Annotated in this window: 19 protein-coding genes and 1 rRNA gene; 3 read left to right on the forward strand and 17 right to left on the reverse strand. The window is 70.6% G+C overall.

Going from position 1 to position 19,868, the window contains the following annotated elements; genetic code table 11:
• Positions 1-80: 80 nt before the first annotated feature.
• The 7 genes from QQM72_RS38640 to QQM72_RS38670 all read right to left on the reverse strand — a co-directional run bounded on the left by QQM72_RS38640 (position 81) and on the right by QQM72_RS38670 (position 7,530).
• Positions 81-1,106, reverse strand: coding sequence for a helix-turn-helix domain-containing protein (locus tag QQM72_RS38640; protein ID WP_314225495.1), 1,026 nt, complete (start codon positions 1,104-1,106; stop codon positions 81-83).
• Positions 1,107-1,378: 272 nt separating this feature from the next.
• The gene (locus QQM72_RS38645; RefSeq protein ID WP_314225496.1) at positions 1,379-1,762 is read right to left on the reverse strand and encodes a hypothetical protein; all 384 of its coding nucleotides are present in this window, start codon (positions 1,760-1,762) and stop codon (positions 1,379-1,381) included.
• Between the two features lie 99 nt (positions 1,763-1,861).
• Positions 1,862-3,565 (reverse strand): bifunctional uroporphyrinogen-III C-methyltransferase/uroporphyrinogen-III synthase, encoded by a 1,704-nt coding sequence (locus QQM72_RS38650; RefSeq protein ID WP_054238621.1) that lies wholly within the window; start codon positions 3,563-3,565, stop codon positions 1,862-1,864.
• Positions 3,562-4,521: a hydroxymethylbilane synthase gene (gene hemC, locus QQM72_RS38655; protein WP_314225497.1), complete on the reverse strand. Its 960-nt coding sequence runs from the start codon at positions 4,519-4,521 to the stop codon at positions 3,562-3,564. The genes QQM72_RS38650 and hemC overlap by 4 nt, the downstream gene beginning before the upstream one ends.
• A gap of 5 nt (positions 4,522-4,526) precedes the next feature.
• Positions 4,527-6,245 (reverse strand): glutamyl-tRNA reductase, encoded by a 1,719-nt coding sequence (locus QQM72_RS38660; RefSeq protein ID WP_314225498.1) that lies wholly within the window; start codon positions 6,243-6,245, stop codon positions 4,527-4,529.
• On the reverse strand, positions 6,242-7,006 hold the full coding sequence (locus QQM72_RS38665; protein ID WP_314225499.1) for a redox-sensing transcriptional repressor Rex: 765 nt from the start codon (positions 7,004-7,006) through the stop codon (positions 6,242-6,244). Before QQM72_RS38665 ends, QQM72_RS38660 begins: the two co-directional genes overlap by 4 nt.
• Positions 7,007-7,257: 251 nt before the next feature.
• The gene (locus QQM72_RS38670) at positions 7,258-7,530 is read right to left on the reverse strand and encodes a glutaredoxin family protein (RefSeq protein WP_314225500.1); all 273 of its coding nucleotides are present in this window, start codon (positions 7,528-7,530) and stop codon (positions 7,258-7,260) included.
• Between the two features lie 102 nt (positions 7,531-7,632).
• On the opposite strand from QQM72_RS38670, the gene QQM72_RS38675 reads away from it, so the two are divergent.
• The 3 genes from QQM72_RS38675 (at position 7,633) to QQM72_RS38685 (ending at position 11,305) form a co-directional block, all read left to right on the forward strand.
• Complete coding sequence (locus QQM72_RS38675) at positions 7,633-8,580, forward strand: HAD family hydrolase (protein ID WP_314225501.1); 948 nt, start codon at positions 7,633-7,635, stop codon at positions 8,578-8,580.
• A gap of 451 nt (positions 8,581-9,031) precedes the next feature.
• Positions 9,032-9,811, forward strand: coding sequence for an ECF subfamily RNA polymerase sigma factor, BldN family (locus QQM72_RS38680; RefSeq protein WP_314225502.1), 780 nt, complete (start codon positions 9,032-9,034; stop codon positions 9,809-9,811).
• A gap of 255 nt (positions 9,812-10,066) precedes the next feature.
• The gene (locus QQM72_RS38685; protein ID WP_314225503.1) at positions 10,067-11,305 is read left to right on the forward strand and encodes a DUF5667 domain-containing protein; all 1,239 of its coding nucleotides are present in this window, start codon (positions 10,067-10,069) and stop codon (positions 11,303-11,305) included.
• A gap of 359 nt (positions 11,306-11,664) precedes the next feature.
• On the opposite strand, the gene QQM72_RS38690 is transcribed toward QQM72_RS38685, so the two are convergent.
• The 10 genes from QQM72_RS38690 to rrf form a co-directional block, all read right to left on the reverse strand.
• Positions 11,665-12,735: a lysophospholipid acyltransferase family protein gene (locus QQM72_RS38690; RefSeq protein ID WP_314225504.1), complete on the reverse strand. Its 1,071-nt coding sequence runs from the start codon at positions 12,733-12,735 to the stop codon at positions 11,665-11,667.
• Between the two features lie 14 nt (positions 12,736-12,749).
• Positions 12,750-13,823, reverse strand: a complete 1,074-nt coding sequence (locus QQM72_RS38695) for an NAD-dependent epimerase/dehydratase family protein (RefSeq protein WP_314225505.1) — start codon at positions 13,821-13,823, stop codon at positions 12,750-12,752.
• Positions 13,824-14,125: 302 nt separating this feature from the next.
• On the reverse strand, positions 14,126-14,224 hold the full coding sequence (locus tag QQM72_RS38700; RefSeq protein WP_003948845.1) for a 30S ribosomal protein bS22: 99 nt from the start codon (positions 14,222-14,224) through the stop codon (positions 14,126-14,128).
• A 178-nt stretch (positions 14,225-14,402) separates the two neighbouring features.
• Positions 14,403-14,615: a helix-turn-helix domain-containing protein gene (locus QQM72_RS38705; protein ID WP_015658719.1), complete on the reverse strand. Its 213-nt coding sequence runs from the start codon at positions 14,613-14,615 to the stop codon at positions 14,403-14,405.
• A gap of 134 nt (positions 14,616-14,749) precedes the next feature.
• A complete protein-coding gene (locus tag QQM72_RS38710) occupies positions 14,750-15,565 on the reverse strand; it encodes a phosphatase (protein ID WP_314225510.1) in 816 nt (271 codons plus the stop codon).
• Positions 15,566-15,833: 268 nt separating this feature from the next.
• The gene (locus tag QQM72_RS38715; RefSeq protein ID WP_314225506.1) at positions 15,834-17,006 is read right to left on the reverse strand and encodes an acetoin utilization protein AcuC; all 1,173 of its coding nucleotides are present in this window, start codon (positions 17,004-17,006) and stop codon (positions 15,834-15,836) included.
• Positions 16,957-18,195, reverse strand: a complete 1,239-nt coding sequence (locus QQM72_RS38720; protein ID WP_314225507.1) for an MFS transporter — start codon at positions 18,193-18,195, stop codon at positions 16,957-16,959. Before QQM72_RS38720 ends, QQM72_RS38715 begins: the two co-directional genes overlap by 50 nt.
• A gap of 76 nt (positions 18,196-18,271) precedes the next feature.
• A complete protein-coding gene (locus tag QQM72_RS38725; RefSeq protein ID WP_399080228.1) occupies positions 18,272-18,982 on the reverse strand; it encodes a VC0807 family protein in 711 nt (236 codons plus the stop codon).
• 92 nt (positions 18,983-19,074) lie between these two features.
• The gene (locus tag QQM72_RS38730; protein ID WP_314225509.1) at positions 19,075-19,719 is read right to left on the reverse strand and encodes an HAD family hydrolase; all 645 of its coding nucleotides are present in this window, start codon (positions 19,717-19,719) and stop codon (positions 19,075-19,077) included.
• Positions 19,720-19,791: 72 nt separating this feature from the next.
• Positions 19,792-19,868 (reverse strand): 5S ribosomal RNA (gene rrf, locus QQM72_RS38735); the annotation flags it as partial.

The following is a 19,868-nucleotide window of genomic DNA, read 5'->3' on the forward strand; positions in this document are numbered from 1 at the left end:
GGGGTGGGTCGTGTCGTCGGGCATGGGCTGCTCCCTCGGGAGTGGTAGGCGTCGGCGGGGGTCTGTGGCTGTGTGCGGGCTCAGACAGTGCGAACCGGCAACTCCGGTAAAGCTGCCGCTCTGCGCGCACGGCAGTCCCGGCAGCACTTGTCAGGCGCCGACTTCCTGAAGACACGCGTACAGCCGCCCTCGCAGTCCGTCCAGGGATCCGACCAGGGGTTCGGCGGGATCGACACGGCGTCGGTCGGCGGGGCAGCGTAAAGATCCGCGTACGCCGGAAGTGCCGGCAGAGGCGGCGGGAGACCTTCCCGGAGCCGGTGGGCGAGGAACCCGGCGGGAGACTTCACAAGGGCGGGAACGTCGGCGGTCATGGCGTGGATCACGGCGGCCCGGGAGGCGCCGTTGTCGAACCAGCCGACGACGGCGGGTGTAAGGCTCTCCACGTCTTTCCGGGAGAGCGTGAAGCGGTCGTCGGTGCGGCGCAGGCCCGCGAGCAGGGCGAAGGCCTCTTGGCGGTGCTCACCGCTGGAGGGTCCTCGTTCGCAGAGTTCGGAGAATTCGGACGGCAGCGACGAAGCCTCTTCGGGTACGAGGTCGCCTGCCGCCTCGCCCTCCACGGCTTCCACGGCCTCGACCGGCACGGCAGGGACCACGGACACGACCGGGGTGATGGAGGCGACGGCTGCGACGGGAACGACCGTCTCGTCCCGTGCCTCGGGCGTCTCCGCCCGCCTCCGGGTGAGCGCCGGGGCGTTGTGCGCGTACGTCCGCGTGACGAAACGGCCCCCGTCCGTGCGCTCGCGCACCCGCTCCAGATAGCCGTGCGCCTCCAGCTCCCGCAGCCCGAACGCGATGCGGTCCCGCCCTTCGGGGAAGCGGTCGGCGAGGCTGCGGATGTCGACGGGGGCACCCTGCGGCAGCGACAGGATGTGGACGGCCAGTCCGATCGCGGTCAGGGACAGCGCCCGGTGCTGGGCGAGGTGGTTGCCGATGATCGTGTAGCGGCTCGACTGGTACGCACGTACGTGGGTGACACCGGAGTGGGTGGCACTCCGCCGAACGCCCTGTGTCGGGCGCGGGGCAGCGATAGGCTTCGTCACAGCCATGGGGAAGTGTTGCCTTCCTCGATGGTCAGGCCCTCGCACTGGGATTGCAGTCCCGGCGGGGGCCGATGCATGTGTGGGGTCGTTCGTGCCGAGCGTGCACGGCGGGACGACGCACACGCCAGCCATAACGGCCCGTTTCACCCACCCGAGTGACAAACACGGGGTTTGGTTTGGTTGGAAGGGTTTTTTCCCCGGTTTCTTGAGTCTTTTACGGCCCGCAGCACCGGCCTTCACCCCACCGGATCCCGTGTTTCCGGGCTCCGGTCCGGAGTTCACCGGCATGGGTCGAAATCCAGTTCCGCCCACACGGTCCTGCACGGCACCGGCCCGCACCGCACACCCCACCGGTCGGCCGACTCCAGCGCCTCCGTCAGCGTCTGCCGGTGGGCGCTCGGACCGCCCGCGTCGCGGATCTCGCGCCAGGGGCAGCCGTGAAGCAGCTCGTCGATGCGCTGGTGGTTCTCGCTGACGAGCTGAACGGCTTGACGGAGATCCGCACCGAGCATGGGCTTCTCCTGGTCCCGCTCGGAGTGCTCGGCCAGGGCCTCCTCGATCTTCCGGATCACTCCCTGGAAGTCGACGACCAGCCCGGACGGCTTGCCCGGCCAGGTGCGGTCGACACGGGCGACGGCCTGCATCAGGGCCGCGCCGCGCATCCGCTTTCATGAGGACGCCCCGCCGTCTCCGGCGGAGACGGCGGGGCGCACAAGGGGTTCTTGCTGGTGGCGCGGGTCCGGCACGGACCCGGCCGGGGGTCAGGTCGCCCGCCTCCGCCGCGCCCCCGGGCGCCGCTCGCTCGGCCGGCTGACCGGGTCCCCGGCCTCCTGGGCCGCGGCCCGCCGGCGCAGCCCGAAGTCGGCCAGTGCCTCGGCCAGCTTGAGCGCGGACGGCTCGGGCGCCATGACGTCCACCCGGAGCCCGTGCTCCTCGGCCGTCTTGGCCGTGGCCGGGCCGATGCAGGCGATGACCGTCACGTTGTGCGGCTTGCCGGCGATGCCCACCAGGTTCCGCACGGTGGACGACGACGTGAAGAGCACGGCGTCGAACCCGCCGCCCTTGATGGCCTCCCGCGTCTCCGCCGGCGGCGGCGAGGCCCGCACGGTCCGGTAGGCGGTGACGTCGTCGACCTCCCAGCCCAGCTCGATGAGTCCGGCGACCAGGGTCTCGGTGGCGATGTCGGCGCGCGGCAGGAACACCCGGTCGATCGGGTCGAAGACCGGGTCGTAGGGCGGCCAGTCCTCGAGGAGCCCGGCGGCCGACTGCTCGCCGCTCGGCACGAGGTCGGGCTTCACACCGAACGCGACCAGCGCCTTCGCCGTCTGCTCGCCCACCGCCGCGACCTTGATGCCCGCGAAGGCACGCGCGTCGAGCCCGTACTCCTCGAACTTCTCGCGCACCGCCTTGACGGCGTTCACCGAGGTGAAGGCGATCCACTCGTAGCGGCCCGTCACCAGGCCCTTGACCGCCCGCTCCATCTGCTGGGGGGTGCGCGGCGGCTCGACGGCGATCGTCGGCACCTCGTGCGGCACGGCCCCGTACGACCGCAGCTGGTCGGAGAGCGACACCGCCTGCTCCTTCGTCCGCGGCACGAGCACCTTCCAGCCGAACAGCGGCTTGGACTCGAACCACGACAACTGGTCGCGCTGGGCGGGGGCGGAACGCTCACCGACCACGACTATCACCGGCCGGCCGCCCTCGGGCGAGGGCAGCACCTTCGCCTGCTTCAGCGTCTGCGCGATCGTGCCCAGGGTCGCCGTCCACGTCCGCTGCCGCGTCGTCGTACCGGCCACCGTGACCGTCATCGGCGTGTCGGGCTTGCGCCCCGCCGACACCAGCTCGCCGGCCGCCGAGGCCACCGCGTCGAGGGTCGTCGACACGACGACCGTGCCGTCGGAGGCCCCGACCTCGGTCCAGCAGCGGTCCGAGGCCGTGCGCGCGTCGACGAACCGGACGTCGGCGCCCTGCGCGTCCCGCAGCGGCACACCGGCGTACGCGGGCACGCCGACGGCGGCCGCGACACCGGGTACGACCTCGAAGGGAACACCGGCCGCCGCGCAGGCGAGCATTTCCGCCGCCGCGTACGTATCAAGTCCCGGGTCCCCGGTCACCGCACGGACGACCCGCCTGCCGCCCCGCGCGGCCTCCATGACAAGATGTGCGGCATCGCGCACAGCGGGTACCTCAGCGGTTGTTGACGTGCCGTCAACGATCGTCGGGAGTGGCGCGCCCGTGCCCGGAAGAGGGTCCGACGGACCCGCTTCCGCGTTCACGACGGCGACGCCCGGCCTCGCGTGCGTCCGTACGACGTCGAGCACCTCGTGCTCGGCGACGAGGACGTCCGCGTGCGCAAGCGCCTCCACGGCGCGCAGAGTCAGTAGTCCCGGATCCCCGGGTCCGGCACCCAGGAAGGTGACGTGCCCGTGTTCAGGACCAGCGGCTGGAAGGGCGGTGGGGCTCACAGTGCTCGCTCCCCCATCAGACCGGCCGCGCCCTGGGCGAGCATCTCGGCTGCGAGTACGCGACCGAGCGCCATTGCCCCGTCGTGCGTCTCGGGCACGGGACCGGTGGTGGACAGCTGCACCATGCGCGTGCCGTCGGTGGTGCCGACGACGCCACGCAGGCGCATTTCGTTGACAATCTGCCCGTCGGCCAGCAGGTCGGCAAGCGCGCCCACAGGGGCGGAGCAGCCGGCCTCCAGGGCGGCGAGCAGGGACCGTTCGGCGGTCACGGCGATCCGGGTGAACGGGTCGTCGAGTTCACCGAGCGCGGCGATCAGTGACGCGTTGTCCGCGGCACACTCGATCGCCAGTGCTCCCTGGCCGGGAGCGGGCAGAACCGTGTCTATCGACAGGAAGTCGGTGACCTCGTCGATGCGGCCGATGCGGCTGAGGCCGGCCGCCGCCAGCACCACCGCGTCCAGCTCGCCGTCGTGCACGTACCGGATCCGCGTGTCGACGTTCCCGCGGATCGGCACGGTCTCGATGTCCAGCCCGTGGCTGCGCGCGTACGCGTTCAGCTGCGCCATCCGGCGCGGCGAACCCGTACCGATGCGCGCTCCGCGCGGCAGGTCGGTGAACTTCAGCGCGTCCCTGGCGACGATCACGTCGCGGGGGTCCTCGCGCACCGGTATGGCGGCCAGGACCAGGTCCTCGGGCTGCGTGGTCGGCAGGTCCTTGAGCGAGTGAACCGCGAAGTCGACCTCGCCCTTGGCCAGCGCCTCCCGCAGCGCGGTCACGAAGACGCCCGTGCCGCCGATCTGCGCGAGGTGCTCGCGGGAGACATCACCGTAGGTGGTGATCTCGACGAGTTCCACGGGCCGTCCGGTCACCTGGCTCACGGCGTCCGCGACCTGCCCGGACTGGGCCATGGCGAGTCTGCTCCGCCTCGTCCCCAGTCTCAGTGCCTTCGTACTCATGCCGCTCATGCCGGCCCTCGGCTCTCTGCGTTCTTCTCGGTGCTTTCCTCGGCCCGGGACACGGCGGCCACCGACTCCGGGTCGAGGTCGAACAGGGTCCGCAGCGCGTCCGCGTACCCGGCGCCGCCGGGCTCGGCCGCGAGCTGCTTGACCCGCACGGTCGGTGCGTGCAGCAGCTTGTCGACGACCCGCTTCACGGTCTGGGTGATCTCGGCGCGGTGCTTGTCGTCCAGGCCGGGCAGCCGCCCGTCGAGCCGGGCGATCTCCGTGGCCACGACCTCGGCGGCCATGGTGCGCAGGGCGACCACGGTCGGCGTGATGTGCGCGGCCCGCTGTGCGGCGCCGAAGGCGGCGACCTCGTCGCCGACGATCCGCCGCACCTGGTCGACGTCGGCGGCCATCGGCGCGTCGGCCGAGGCCTCCGCCAGCGACTCGATGTCCACCAGCCGCACGCCGGCCAGCCGGTGCGCGGCCGGGTCGACGTCCCGCGGCATCGCCAGGTCGAGCAGGAAGAGCACCGGCTCCGGCCGGACGAGCGTGGCGACCGGCTCGGGTACGCGGCGCTCGGGGATCCGGCCGAGGGTGGCGGCGGTCGCGGCGAGCGCGGTGATCAGCTCGGCGTCGGCCTCGGGGGTGCGGCGGGCGGTCGGCCTGCGGTCCACGGTCGCGTTGTCGACCCAGGCGGCGTGCTGCTCCAGCGTCGCCGCGTCCATGCCGGCGACGGCGGCCTCGCCCAGCACGGAGAACCCGGACTGCTGCACGGGGGCCTGCTGGACGGCGGCCAGGTCGAGGGGGCAGTTCTCGTCGGTGCCGACCGAGGTGGGCGGCAGCGGCCGTACGTCCGTCGCCGCGGCCTCGTCGTCGAAGGCGACGGGTGCCCCGGTGCGGCCCTCGACGGCCTCGGCGACCGCGTCCGCCGTCAGGACCAGGCCCGTCGCCCCGGTACAGGAGACGGCCACGTCGGCACGTGTCAGCTCGGCCGGCACCGACTCCATCGGTACCGCGCGGGCCGACACGTCCGTGTCGCCGCCCTCGGTCAGTATCTGGGCGAGCCGCTCGGCCCGGTCGGGCGTGCGGTTGGCGACGACGATCTCGGCGACCCCGGCGCGCGCGAGCGTGGCGGCGGCCAGCGAGGACATCGAACCGGCGCCGATGACCAGCGCCTTCTTGCCCCGGGCCCACGCGCTCACGTCGCCGCCCGCGGCCAGCTGCTCCAGGCCGAAGGTGACCAGGGACTGCCCGGCGCGGTCGATGCCGGTCTCGGAGTGGGCGCGCTTGCCGACCCGCAGGGCCTGCTGGAACAGGTCGTTCAGCAGCCGTCCGGCGGTGTGCAGCTCCTGCGCCCGGGCCAGGGCGTCCTTGATCTGTCCGAGGATCTGCCCCTCGCCGACGACCATGGAGTCCAGCCCGCAGGCCACCGAGAAGAAGTGGTGGACGGCGCGGTCCTCGTAGTGCACGTACAGGTAGGGGGTGAGCTCCTCGAGTCCGACCCCGCTGTGCTGGGCGAGCAACGTGGACAGCTCGGCGACACCGGCGTGGAACTTGTCCACGTCGGCGTACAGCTCGATCCGGTTGCAGGTGGCGAGGACCGCGGCCTCGGCGGCCGGTTCGGCGGCGACCGTGTCCTGGAGCAGCTTGAACTGGGCGTCCGTGGACAGCGAGGCCCGCTCCAGCACGCTGACCGGAGCGCTGCGGTGACTCAGCCCGACGACGAGGAGACTCATGCCGGCATCACGGCGGGTACGTCCCCGTCGGGTCCCTGGTCGGTGGAGCCGGCGCGGCCGGCCGGGGCCGGTACGGCGCTCTCGTTCGCCGCGGCCTCCTCGCCGGCCTTGCGCTGCTCGTGGAAGGCGAGGATCTGGAGCTCGATGGAGAGGTCGACCTTACGCACGTCGACGCCGTCCGGGACGGTCAGCACGGTCGGCGCGAAGTTCAGGATGGACGTGACGCCGGCGGCCACGAGCCGGTCACAGACCGCCTGGGCGACGCCCGGCGGGGTGGTGATGACGCCGATCGAGACGCCGTTGTCGGAGATGATCTTCTCCAGGCCGTCGCTGTGCTGGACGGAGATCCCGGCCACCTGCTTCCCGGCCATCGCGGGGTCGGCGTCGATGAGCGCCGCGACCCGGAAGCCGCGCGAGGCGAAGCCGCCGTAGTTGGCGAGGGCCGCGCCGAGGTTGCCGATACCGACGATCACGACGGGCCAGTCCTGGGTGAGCCCGAGCTCGCGGGAGATCTGGTAGACGAGGTACTCGACGTCGTAGCCGACCCCCCGGGTCCCGTAGGAACCCAGGTAGGAGAAGTCCTTGCGCAGCTTGGCGGAGTTGACCCCGGCCGCGGCCGCGAGCTCCTCGGAGGAGACCGTGGGCACCGAGCGCTCCGACAGTGCGGTCAGCGCGCGGAGGTACAGCGGAAGCCGGGCGACGGTGGCCTCGGGAATCCCTCGGCTACGGGTCGCCGGTCGGTGAGTTCGGCCAGTTGCCACGGTGCTCCTGCGGGTAGAGCGGGGCTGTAGGCGGTCACACGTACCCAGACCGCCCCGTCGACAGCAGGCTATGTCTTTGTGAACGCGTGCACAAAGATGGTGTCCGATTTGCCCGGCCAACGTGACCGGGGTCACGCGCAACATTCCAGGGGGCAAAACCGCCACTCTCCTCGTGAATCCCGCCCCCGAGACAAAACCGCCATCGATCCTAAGCGACGTTCGGTACAGCCTTGTACTGCTCGGTCAGTTCCTCACCCGGCCAGTTCTTTGCGCAGGCGACTCTCGTCCACCCGCCAGAAGGTGTGCTGCCTGCCGTCGACCAGCACCACCGGGATCTGCTCCCAGTACTGGTCGTACAGCTCACGGTCGTCGGCGATGTCCTTCTGCTCCCAGGACACACCGAGTTCCCCGCAGACCTTCTCGATCACGCGCTCGGCGTCGTCGCACAGATGACAACCGGACTTACGAATGAGGGTGACCGACCGCTCGCCCGTGGCGGCCTTACGTCGAAAGAGGGGAGTCATACCGCCATTCTCGCGCTTCTTTAACGACGCGGTCGCGGAGAGTTCACACCCTTCGAACCTCTCGGCTCCGGAACCACCGAACGGACTGGCTATGCTCACGCCATGGCCGCTCTAGGATGGCTCACCCCCCGTAGGCGCTCCGCCACGGCGCGGAGCGTGTTGGCAGGCGAGGCCTCGGCGGAGGCAGCCCGCAAGTCCACCCAGGAAGCCCTGGACTCCCAGGAGACCCTTGCACCCCTGGACACCTCCGACCGGGAACCGCAGTTCCCGGTGCACGGCGACGCGATGGCCGCCGCCTTCTTCGACCTCGACAACACCGTGATGCAGGGCGCCGCGCTCTTCCACTTCGGCCGTGGCCTGTACAAACGCAAGTTCTTCGAGACCCGCGACCTGGCCCGCTTCGCCTGGCAGCAGGCGTGGTTCCGGCTGGCCGGCGTCGAGGACCCCGAACACATGCAGGAGGCCCGCGACTCGGCGCTCTCCATCGTGCAGGGCCACCGGGTCTCCGAGCTGATGTCGATCGGCGAGGAGATCTACGACGAGTACATGGCCGAGCGCATCTGGCCGGGCACCCGGGCCCTCGCGCAGGCGCACCTGGACGCGGGCCAGAAGGTGTGGCTGGTCACGGCGGCCCCGGTGGAGATCGCCCAGGTGATCGCCCGCCGCCTCGGCCTGACCGGCGCGCTGGGCACGGTCGCGGAGTCCGTCGACGGCGTCTACACGGGCAAGCTGGTCGGCGAGCCGCTGCACGGCCCCGCGAAGGCGGAGGCGGTGCGCGCGCTGGCGGCGGCGGAGAACCTGGACCTCTCCCGCTGCGCCGCCTACAGCGACTCCCACAACGACATCCCGATGCTCTCCCTCGTCGGACACCCCTACGCCATCAACCCCGACGCCAAGCTCCGCAAGCACGCGCACAACCTCGACTGGCGACTGCGCGACTACCGCACCGGCCGCAAGGCCGCGAAGGTGGGCATCCCGGCCGCGGCGGGCGTGGGTGCGGTGGCGGGCGGCACGGCGGCGGCGATCGCGCTGCACCGGCGACGGCGATAACGACGGCGCCGACGAAGGCGACGACGAGGGCAACAAACGGCGACGGCCGCGACGACCGCGCGGCCGTCCCTACCGAGCGGCCGAGGCGCAACAGCCCGGCCGCTCTTTCGCGTTACCGGACAACACCTCACACCGGGCACCGAACCCGGCCAATCCGACGGTCTTACCCGCGTGACCCCCCGTCCAGTCCTGTTGTCCGCGCACAGCCACAACACGCCCTGGACCGACCCGAAACTCGAACTATTTCGATCAACAATCGCTCACCCTAGGCAACTTGATCGAGCGTCAATAGGCCACAGAAGCGACGTAATCGATGATTTGAGCAACTCGGTGTAGCAGGGCCTGCACGAAGCGTTATTCTCCTCAGACGCAATCCGGTACCCCTTCCGTCGCTACGACGGGTGAATGGTTCCGTACTGCACGTGATGCAAGCTCTGCCTCTGGGAGTCCCGTGTACCCACACGTCGGGGTTGACACCTCGGGCCTGGCTACGCTGCGCGCAACGGTCGCTACGGTCCATGACCTCTTGCGCGGCGTCGTCCCCACCGCGTACGCCGTCCCCGCCTTCGCCACCACCGCTCCGCTCGGCCCGTGCTACGCACTGGCCGACGGCAGCGCCGCGGTGGGCAGACGAGGACGCTCGGCCGGCGCGGCCACCGCCCGTCGGCCGGCCGCCGACAGTGACAGCGCCCGCATGATGGACCTCGTCGAACGCGCCCAGGCCGGCGAGGCCGATGCGTTCGGGCGCCTGTACGACCAGTACAGCGACACGGTCTACCGCTACATCTACTACCGGGTGGGCGGCAAGGCGACCGCCGAGGACCTGACCAGCGAGACGTTCCTGCGCGCCCTGCGCCGCATCGGGACGTTCACCTGGCAGGGCCGCGACTTCGGCGCCTGGCTCGTCACCATCGCCCGCAACCTCGTCGCCGACCACTTCAAGTCGAGCCGTTTCCGGCTCGAGGTGACGACCGGCGAGATGCTCGACGCCAACGAGGTCGCGCGCTCGCCCGAGGACTCCGTGCTGGAGTCCCTCTCCAACGCGGCGCTACTGGACGCCGTGCGCCGACTCAATCCCCAGCAGCAGGAGTGCGTGACGCTCCGGTTCCTGCAGGGGCTCTCCGTCGCCGAGACCGCCCGCGTCATGGGCAAGAACGAGGGCGCCATCAAGACGCTCCAGTACCGGGCCGTCCGGACCCTCGCCCGCCTGCTGCCGGAAGACGCCCGCTGAACCCGTCCCCCGCCCACGACCGACGCGACACACTCCGTGACGCCAACTCACCTTCAGTGAAAGTCCGTTGTCTTCCCGATCCGATCATCCGCAGTCCGTAACCCAAGTGCCGCGCCAGTCGTTGTGCGGGATACAGGCTCCCTGTGGTCACGTCCTGGCCGACCCCGATCACTCGATCGTGTGGATCCGGTCCAGGGCGTGCAACCGTCAGGACCCCAGGGGAGTCGACCGTCATGACGAGAGGAGGTGCCGCCAGTGATCGCGAACGTATCGGCGCACCGGCGGGCGAGCGCCTTCGCCCAGGTCTTGGAGGAGCAGTCCGACTGTTCCGCCCAGGGCACGGCGGCCGAGCAGACCGAAGGACCACCGCCGGCGCCGGCCGCTGCGGACCAGACCGGGCAGGGCCGTCTTCTGGCCCTCGCCACGAGTCTCGCCGAGCTGCCCAAACCGGAGTTCGATCCCGAGGTCAAGGTCGTCCAGCGGGCCCAGTTGGTCGCCGCAATGGAGGCCATGCTGCAAGCGGGCACCGCGGGCGAAACGGCGGACCCCCCGGTACCGGAGCAACGCTCCCACCGGGCCAGGGGCACTCATCGGGCCAGTCCCCTGGGCAAGTTCCGACCGCGTTCCCGCCTCGCCAAGGGCCTCACCGCGGGCGGCCTCAGCGTCGGCGTCGCGGCGGGCGCCTTCGGTGGAGTCGCGGCCGCGAGCTCCGACGCCCTCCCCGGCGACGGGCTCTACGGGCTGAAGCGCGGCATCGAGGACTTCAAGCTCAACTATCTGGCCGACGGCGACGACGAGCGCGGTCGGACCTATCTCGACCAGGCCTCCACCCGGCTCAGCGAGGCCCGTCGACTCATGGAACGGGGCCGCAGCGGCGACCTCGACCACGAGTCCCTCGGCGAGATCCGACGCGCCCTGAACGGCATGCAGCACGACGCGTCGGAAGGCCACCGGCTCCTTCACGAGGCGTACGAACGCGACCCGAACTCCCTGGGCCCCATCCAGGCCCTCGACGCGTTCTCCCGCTCGCACCGCGAGGTCTGGGGCGCCCTGCGCGACCGCCTGCCGGTCCAGCTCGGCGACGTCAGTCAACAGGTCTCGTCGGTCTTCGAGGCCATAGACGAGGAGGTGGCCCCGCTCCAGTCCCTCCTCCCGCGGCCCCCGGCCCCGGGCGGCGGCACCCGCGAGGGCACCGGACCGGCGTCCACCGGCACCTCGGACACCGGCCGCCACGCGACCACCCCGGGCGCCGGCCACGCCCCGACGGACGGCACCGGCGCCGACACCGGAAGCCCCAGCAAGTCGTCCACCTCCGGCACCACCGACGACGGCCTGCTCGGCGGCAACACCGGCGGCCTCCTGGACCCCCCGAAGGACACCGGCAGCACCGCCCCGACCCCCCTCGTCCCCAGCACCCAGCCGGACGTCACCCTCCCGCCCCTCCTCCCCGGCCTGCTCCCAGGCCTGGGCATCGACAGCGAGGACGCCGAGTAACCCGAGCAACCCCAACCCGCGCGGCTGTGGGGGCGCCCCTCTCAAAAGAGGAGCGCCCCCACAGCCGTACCCGAAAAGCCTGCCCGGAAAGAACACCTGCCCAAGGAAGAACACCGACCGCGGCCGCACCAGCAGCTCGGCCCCTCCTGTCCGCCGGCCTCACACCGCTCCACGGGCATCACCCGGCCGCGCCGGGCCAATACCCACCGCCGGCCTCACACCGCTCCGCGGGCTTCACCCGGCCGTGCCGGGCCAATACACACCGCCGGCCTCACACCGCTCCGCGGGCTTCACCCGGCCGCGCCGGACTCCGTCCGCCGACTCACCCAACGCCCGCCACCCGGCCACCCGGCCACCCGTCAGAAGAACACCGACCGCCGCTGCACCAACAGCTTGTACAGCGTGTGCTGGATCTGTTCCCGTACCTGGTCCGTCAGGTTGAACATCAGCATCGGGTCCTCCGCCGCCTCCGGCGGGTAGCCGTCCGTCGGGATGGGCTCGCCGAACTGGATCGTCCACTTCGTCGGGAGGGGGATGCCGCCCAGCGGTCCCAGCCACGGGAAGGTCGGCGTCAGCGGGAAGTACGGGAAACCGAGCACCCGTGCCAACGTCTTCGCGTTGCCGATCATCGGGTAGATCTCCTCGGCCCCGACGATCGAGCAGGGGATGATCGGAGCTCCCTGGCGCAGTGCCGTGGAGACGAAGCCGCCCCGGCCGAACCGCTGGAGCTTGTAGCGCTCGCTGAAGGGCTTCCCGATGCCCTTGAAGCCCTCCGGCATCACCCCGACCAGCTCGCCCTGGCCGAGCAGCCGTTCGGCGTCCTCCGAGCAGGCGAGGGTGTGCCCGAGCTTGCGCGCCAGCTCGTTGACGACCGGCAGCACGAAGACGAGGTCGGCGGCCAGCAGGCGCAGGTGCCGGCCCGCCGGGTGGTGGTCGTGGACGGCGACCTGCATCATCAGGCCGTCCAACGGCAGCGTCCCGGAGTGGTTGGCGACGATCAGCGCGCCCCCCTCCGCCGGGATGTTCTCGACGCCCTTCACCTCGACCCGGAAGTACTTCTCGTACAGCGGCCGCAGCAGGGACATCAGGACCTGGTCGGTCAGTTCCTCGTCGTAGCCGAAGTCGTCGACCTCGTAGTCGCCCGTGAGGCGCCGGCGCAGGAAGGACAGCCCGCCCGCGATCCGCCGCTCCAGGCCGCCCGCGTCCTTGTCCAGCCGTTCCTCACCCGTCACAGGAACATCATCCTGCCCAGCCGCCCTGGTGGGCAGGGGCTGGACCCCACCGACCTCACCGGCCTCGCCGATCTCCCGGACCGGCGCGGGCTCGCCGTTCCTGCGCCGGCTCACCGCGCCCCGGCGCCGGGGCGGCCGCGCTACGGCGTTCCCCCGGGACCGGTCGTCGTCGAACGGAATGACCTTGGCATCCGCCATCGTTGATGCGCTCCTCAGTTGGCGCTCTGCGTCGGGAGGTGGACCGGGGGGTGGGCGCCGCCCGGCAGGGACAGCGCGGCGATCCGGTCGACGGCCCCGGCAACGGCCTCGGGCGGCAGGAGTCCGGGTCCGTGACTGCGCGCGAAGTCCGCGAAGGTCTCCGCCGTGGTGTACCGCGGCGTGAACCCCAGCGTCTCGCGCATCTGGACCGTGGACACGACCCGGCCGTGGGTGAGCAACCGGATCTGCTCGGGCGAGAAGTCCGTCATGCCCAGCGTACGCACCAGCGACCCCGCCCAGGTGACGGCAGGCAGCAGCAGGGGCACGGTGGGCCGACCGAGCCGCCGCGAACACTGCGACAGCAACAGCGCCCCGTCCCCGGCGATGTTGAAGGTGCCGCTGTTGAGGGTGCCCCGCCGCGGTTCGTGCGAGGCGATCCGCAGCACCTCGATCACGTCGTCCTCGTGCACGAACTGGAGCCGCGGGTCGTAGCCGAGCACGGTGGGCAGCACGGGCAGCGAGAAGTACGAGGCGAGCGGCGTCTCGGCGGTCGGCCCCAGGATGTTGGCGAACCGCAGCACGCACACGGCGACATCGGGCCGCCGCCGGGCGAACCCGCGCACATACCCCTCGACCTCGACGGCGTCCTTGGCGAAGCCGCCGCTGGGCAGCGACTTGGGCGGGGTCGTCTCGGTGAACACGGCGGGATCACGCGGCGCGGACCCGTAGACGTTGGTGGAGGACTTGACCACCAGCCGCTTCACGTTCGGCGATTTCTGACAGGCGCCGAGCAGCTGCATGGTCCCGATGACGTTGGTCTCCTTGACCGTGGTCCGGCTGCCCCTGCCCAGCGCGGTCGCCGTGACGTCCAGGTGGACGACGGTGTCGGCACCGGTCTCGGCGAGCACCCGCGCGATGGTGGGCTGCCGGATGTCGGCCTCGATGAAGTCGGCGCCCCCGAGATGGTGCTCGGGCCGCACCGCGTCCACGGCGACCACCCGGTCGACCTGAGGATCACGCTGGATCCGTCGTACGAACCGGCCCCCCAGCTGACGGGCCACTCCGGTAACGAGCACGACCTTTCCCAAGATCAGCGCCTTCCTTCCGTCCTGGAACCGCCGGCCGCCCTGCCGAGTTCCCGTCTGCGGCCAACCTAGCGGGTCGATGTTGCGCTGTGATGACCGCCCGATGCACGAAGTGACGAGATCTCTTCGGTCATACGACCAGATCAGCCATGGTGCACGTCCAGGCATACGCACGGCGTTCAGCCGACCGTACGAGCACCCGGATATGCGTGTGGCCCCCCACCGATAACACGGTGGGGGGCCACACCACGCCTACGCGGCTCGCGTCGCGCGAAGTAAGTGCTTGCGCTTACTTCTGCTCGCGCTTACTTCTTGTTGCGACGCTGAACGCGCGTGCGCTTGAGCAGCTTGCGGTGCTTCTTCTTGGCCATCCGCTTGCGCCGCTTCTTGATAACAGAGCCCACGACTACCCTCGCTCACTTCTCATCACTCGGTGCTGGGCGCCATGGGCCCATACGACCTACGAGGGGCTAGCCTACCCGCCTGAGCGCTGAGGTCGTAATCGAGGGGCGGGAGGGGCCCGAGACGGCCCTGAGGCCGGGCCCCAACCCGGGGCCTGCCCTGCCGGACAGGCCCCGGCCGTCAGGCGGTTTCCACCCCCACGTAGCTCTCGCGGAGGTACTCGTGCACCGCTTGCTCGGGGACGCGGAAGGACCGCCCCACCCTGATCGCGGGCAGATGACCGCTGTGCACCAGTCGGTACACGGTCATCTTCGACACTCGCATCACCGAGGCGACTTCCGCCACGGTAAGGAACTGAACCTCGTTCAGAGGCCTCTCGCCAGCTGCACCCATGACACACCTGAACCTTCCGCACTCGACTCGACGGCCACCGGCTTCCCCTTCCGGTGACTCTTCGTCGCTGCGTGCTCACTCCCCAATGTAGGGGCGGGTGATGCGAGTGGGGAAGAGGTGCACCCATCAGCGGCCTACCGTGACAGACACGCTCGATTGAGTACGTAGCGGGTCAGCGGCCTGTAGTAAGCGGACCGCACGGCGTCATCAAGTGGAACGACGACGGAGACGACTCCCTCGGCCTCCCCCACGAACAACGCGGGGTCGTCCGTGTCCGCCAGCCCGATGGCCTCGAACCCCAGCTGACCTGCCCCGCAGACCCATCCGTGGTCCCCGATGACCAGCTCGGGCAGGGGCCCACCGCCCTCGGCCGCCGCCGCCAGCGCGACCCGAACCGGGAGCGGCGAATGGCTGTGCGCACCGGTCGCACAACCGGCGCGTTCGACACCCACCTCCCGGACGACCGCGACTCCCCGTACGTAGTCGAGGTTGTGCGTACGTAGACCGAACCGGGTCGTTATGTCGACACAGTGACCCTGCGCGGGGGTGAGAACATCACATCCCGCCGCCGACAAAGCGTCCGCAACGGCGGCGTAGAACCCCAGCAGCCGATGCGGATGCCCGGTGCCCAGCAGCACGGGGGCGCCACGCTGGGCGACGGAGGCGAGCCGCTTCGCGAAAGCGTCCAGCGCGGCCAGCGTGCGCTCTGGATCGATCACATCATGCCCGGAAACGCAGCCGGGATCGGCCGAAACCCCACACTTGTCGGCCATCAGCGCGATCAGCTCCCGCTGCCCCCAACTCCACTCGGGATCAAGCCCGATCAGCACCCGGGGATCACGAGCCGCGAAGAGCCGATAGCTCCGCAGGCTCTCCTCCCGGGAGGTGGCCACCGCCCCGGCCAGCCGCGCGGCAAGCAGATGCGCCCGAAGCGCCCCGGCACTCAACACGGAAGCGATGCTGCCGCACGAAGCCCCGCCCCGCGGCAGAACCCCACCGACACCGCACAGTTGGCGTAAGCCCCTCCGGCCCTGGCCGGGAAGTTCGAACACCGGCCTGTGTCCTTCAGCCCGTCTGGGGGGTACCCCCTGTGGGGGAGATCGAGGACGAGGCCGTCCGGTCCGATCCAGGGGCCGCAGGGGGCAAAGCCCTCTGACGAGGACGGGAACGGGTAAGGGCGGCATGGGCGAACCCCACGACGCCCACCCGCCACACCCCCTACGGCAACAACCCCCGCAACGGAAACACCGCCCGCCGCGTGGCCAACACCGCCTGGTCCAACCGATCGGCGGGGTCGTACCCCGACTCCCACCCGGCCCACTCCACCGGCCACCGCCCGTCGGTCATCCGCACCGGCCCCAACTGCCGAGTACGAGCGAAGACCTCCTGCCGCCACCCCTCCGGAATCACGGTCTCCGGCGCCACCGGCACCCCCGCCGCCACCCCCACCAGATGCGTCCACGACCGCGGCACCACGTCCACCACCGCGTACCCGCCCCCACCGAGCGCGACCCACCTACCGCCGGCGTGCTCGTGCGCCAACTCGTGACACGCCACCTGCACAGCCCGTTGGGCGTCGAGGGACACCGCGAGATGAGCCAACGGGTCCTCGAAGTGCGTGTCGGCCCCGTGCTGGGTCACCAGCACATCCGGCCGGAAGTCGGCGACCAGCTCCGGCACCACCGAGTGGAACGCCCGCAGCCATCCCGCGTCCCCGGTCCCGGCCGGCAGCGCGACGTTCACCGCCGACCCCTCCGCCCGCTCCCCACCGGTCTCCTCCGGCCACCCGGTCTGCGGGAACAAGGTACGAGGGTGCTCGTGCAGGGAGATCGTCAGCACCCGCGGGTCGTCCCAGAACGCCGCCTGCACCCCGTCCCCGTGATGGACGTCCACGTCCACGTACGCGACCCGCTCGGCCCCCAGCTCCAGCAACCGGGCGATCGCCAGCGAAGCGTCGTTGTAGATACAGAACCCCGACGCCCCGCCCGGCATCGCATGGTGCAACCCACCCGCGAAGTTCACCGCGTGCAGCGCCTCCCCCCGCCAGACCGCCTCCGCGGCCCCGACGGACAGCCCGGCGATGAGGGCGGACACCTCGTGCATCCCCGCGAAGGCCGGATCGTCCATCGTCCCCAGCCCGTACGACTGGTCCGCCGACCCCGGCTCCACCGACGCGGCCTTGACGGCCTGGACGTAGTCCTCCCGGTGCACGAGCCGCAGCGTGGACTCCCCGGCGGGCTTCGCCGCGACGACGTCGACCTCCCGGTCGAGCCCCAGGGCACCGACCAGCCTCCGGGTCAGATCCAGCCGAACCGGATCCATCGGATGCTCGGGCCCGAAGTCATAGCCCGTTACTGCCTCGTCCCACATCAGCTGTGCGCGGCCGCTCATGCCCGCCACCGTATCGGTCCGGTTGAGCGGCGAACGACCGGGCGTACACCAACGTCACCAGCACCAACACCATCGGCACCACCATCGCTCCCCGATAGGTCCAGGCGTCCCCCAACGCCCCCACCAACGGCGAACCGATCAGGAACCCGACGTAATTGAAGATGTTGAGACGGGCGATCGCCGCGTCCGAAGCCCCCGGGAACAACCGTCCCGCCGCCGCGAACGTCTGCGGCACCAGCACACACAGACCCAGCCCCACGAGCGTGAACCCGAACATCCCGACCCACGCCCCGGGCGCGACGGCCACCACCGCGAACCCCGCCGCCGCCACCAGCGCCCCCAGCCGCACCACCGCCGCGGCCCCGAACCGCCGCACCCCGAAATCCCCGATGGCCCGCCCGACCAGCGTGGTCACCATGTAGACGTTGTACGGAACGGTGGCCAGCTGCTCGCTGCTGCCCAGTACGTCCTGGAGATACTTCGCGCTCCAGTTGGAGACCGTCGAGTCCCCGATATAGGCGAAGGTCATCACCAGGCACAGCGGCAGCAACACCTTGAAGACGACACCCGTACCGCCGCCTCCCGACTCGGCGTCCCCGGCCTTGCCGTCCTCCGTCCTGCCCTCCTCCGCGCCCCTGTCCACATACCAGCGGCTCCCCACCAGAACGGCAGGCAACAGCAGCGCCACCACCGGCAGATACGACACCCACAGCGCGAGATGCCAGTGCGCCCCCACCCACGCGAGCGAGGCCCCCACGATCCCGCCCAGGCTGTACACGGCGTGGAAGCTGAGCATGATGCTGCGCCCGTACGTCCGCTGAAGACTCACCCCGAGCATGTTCATCGAGGCGTCCAGCGCCCCCACCGCAAGGCCGAAGACGGCCAGGGCGACACCCAGCTCGGCCATCCCCCGCCCCGCTCCGACCCCGAGCAGCGCCAGCAGCACCACCGGCTGGGACCACCGCAGCACCCGGCTGGGCGGTATCCGCTTCACCAACTGCTCGGTCGACACGCTTCCGACCCCGGCCAGGACGGGTACGGCGGCCAGGAAGACGGGCAGCAGCGCGTCCGAGACCTCGTACCTGTTCTGGATGGCCGGGATCCGGGTCACCAGCAGAGCGAAGGCCGCGCCCTGCGCGAAAAAGCTGAACGCCAAAGAGGCCCTACCGCGCCGCAGCACTTCTGTCATGGCGGCGAGCGTAGGGCCCCTGCGTACTCGTGGGTAGATCCAGCCAAAGATGAATTCTCCTCAGCTTTGCCGGACTTCACCGGGCGAGGACGACCTCGGGCACCTCGACCTCGGTCTCCAGGGCCTCCCCGGCCCTCGCCTCGAAGGCGACCATCGCCGCCATCGGCCCGGCACCGAGCGCCCCGCCGACCACGAAACCGATCCCCATCGCCACCACCATGACCACGGAACCGAGCCACACCATGGTGTCCACCGGCACCGTGTACGCCCCCACGACCCGCACGACGCACTCGACGAGCAGCACCACACCCCAGACGACCGAGAAGGCCCGCTCCCGCTTGCGGAAGTCCGCCGACGCGACCGACGCGCCACTCTCCAGCCGCGTCCAGGCCGCCTCCCTGACCGCGTCTCCCTTCACCAGGAACGGCTTGACCACGGCGGTCATCATCGGCCTCCCCAGCGCCACGGAGACCAGGATCCCGATCCCGATCGTGCTGCTGACCCCGCTGTCCTTGGCCAGCATCAGCCGCGGATCACCGGAGACCAGGCTCAGCACCAGTCCGACGACGTTGACGACGAGGATGAGCCCGGCGAGCCCGTTGACCGTCCGCCGGCTGACCGCGCTCCACAGGGTCCGCCCGGCCGGAACCAGGCTGCTCCAGGCGAGAGCGGCGAAGGTGCTCATCCCGAACGCGCCCTTGAAGAGGTAGTACGACCCGAGCGGCACCGCCACGTCCACGAGGAGCGGGGCGAAGGCGTTCTGCTTCTTGTGCTGGTTCGTCGTCATGCCCATAGCTTCGCCGCCGGGAGGGGTCCCCCAGTAGAAACGATCGTCCGGAGCTACGCATGACAAATGTCAGCCCGACACCGGAACGTCCGTCAGATCAGCAGGTCAGGCAACTGCCCCAGATCGGAGAAGAGTTGAGTGGCGCCCGCGAGCTTCGCGGCCGGCGTCATCGCGGTGAACCCGTACACGTCCATCCCTGCCGCCACCGCCGCCCGCACCCCCGGCGGACTGTCCTCGACGACCACACACCGCTCCGGCGCCACCCCCATCCGCCGGGCCGCGTGCAGGAAGAGATCCGGGGCCGGCTTCCCCTTCCCCACATCCTGCGAGCTGAAGATCCGCGCGTCCTCGAACCACCGCTCCAGCCCGGTCTTCCGATGCCCCACCCGAATCCGCTCGTGGCTCCCGGACGACGCCACGCAGTACGGCACCCCGTCCGCGGTCAACTTCGCCAGGACGTCGACGGCGCCCGCCACCGGCTCCAGCTCCCGCTCGAAGGCCGCGAACACCCGGCGATGAAACGTGTCGTCGAAGTCCGCCGGCAACAACTGCCCGGTGCGCTCCTGGACCAGGTCGTGGATGCGATGCATCGCGGACCCCATGTAGTCGCGGATGGATTCCTCGTACGAGGTGGGATGCCCGATCTCGGTCAGATAGGCGGCGAGCAGCCGATTGGAGATCGGCTCACTGTCCACCAGGACACCGTCGTTGTCGAAAATCACCAGGTCGTAGCGCATGACCAAACCCTAAACGAGCCCAAACGCAGAAAACCCCCGCACCGTGAGGTGCGGGGGTTTCCCGTAATATTTGTTCGGCGGTGTCCTACTCTCCCACAGGGTCCCCCCTGCAGTACCATCGGCGCTGTAAGGCTTAGCTTCCGGGTTCG

This window comes from Streptomyces zaehneri, from assembly GCF_032248645.1.
Taxonomy (GTDB): domain Bacteria; phylum Actinomycetota; class Actinomycetes; order Streptomycetales; family Streptomycetaceae; genus Streptomyces; species Streptomyces coriariae.

Coding starts and splice junctions, on each gene's coding strand:
- QQM72_RS38640 (WP_314225495.1), bottom strand. CDS start 1,106: ATGGCTGTGACGAAGCCTATCGCTGCCCCGCGCCCGACACAGGGCGTT.
- QQM72_RS38645 (WP_314225496.1), bottom strand. CDS start 1,762: ATGCGCGGCGCGGCCCTGATGCAGGCCGTCGCCCGTGTCGACCGCACC.
- hemC (WP_314225497.1), bottom strand. CDS start 4,521: ATGAGTACGAAGGCACTGAGACTGGGGACGAGGCGGAGCAGACTCGCC.
- QQM72_RS38660 (WP_314225498.1), bottom strand. CDS start 6,245: ATGAGTCTCCTCGTCGTCGGGCTGAGTCACCGCAGCGCTCCGGTCAGC.
- QQM72_RS38670 (WP_314225500.1), bottom strand. CDS start 7,530: ATGACTCCCCTCTTTCGACGTAAGGCCGCCACGGGCGAGCGGTCGGTC.
- QQM72_RS38675 (WP_314225501.1), top strand. CDS start 7,633: ATGGCCGCTCTAGGATGGCTCACCCCCCGTAGGCGCTCCGCCACGGCG.
- QQM72_RS38690 (WP_314225504.1), bottom strand. CDS start 12,735: ATGGCGGATGCCAAGGTCATTCCGTTCGACGACGACCGGTCCCGGGGG.
- QQM72_RS38705 (WP_015658719.1), bottom strand. CDS start 14,615: ATGGGTGCAGCTGGCGAGAGGCCTCTGAACGAGGTTCAGTTCCTTACC.
- QQM72_RS38715 (WP_314225506.1), bottom strand. CDS start 17,006: ATGAGCGGCCGCGCACAGCTGATGTGGGACGAGGCAGTAACGGGCTAT.
- QQM72_RS38720 (WP_314225507.1), bottom strand. CDS start 18,195: ATGACAGAAGTGCTGCGGCGCGGTAGGGCCTCTTTGGCGTTCAGCTTT.
- QQM72_RS38725 (WP_399080228.1), bottom strand. CDS start 18,982: ATGACGACGAACCAGCACAAGAAGCAGAACGCCTTCGCCCCGCTCCTC.
- QQM72_RS38730 (WP_314225509.1), bottom strand. CDS start 19,719: ATGCGCTACGACCTGGTGATTTTCGACAACGACGGTGTCCTGGTGGAC.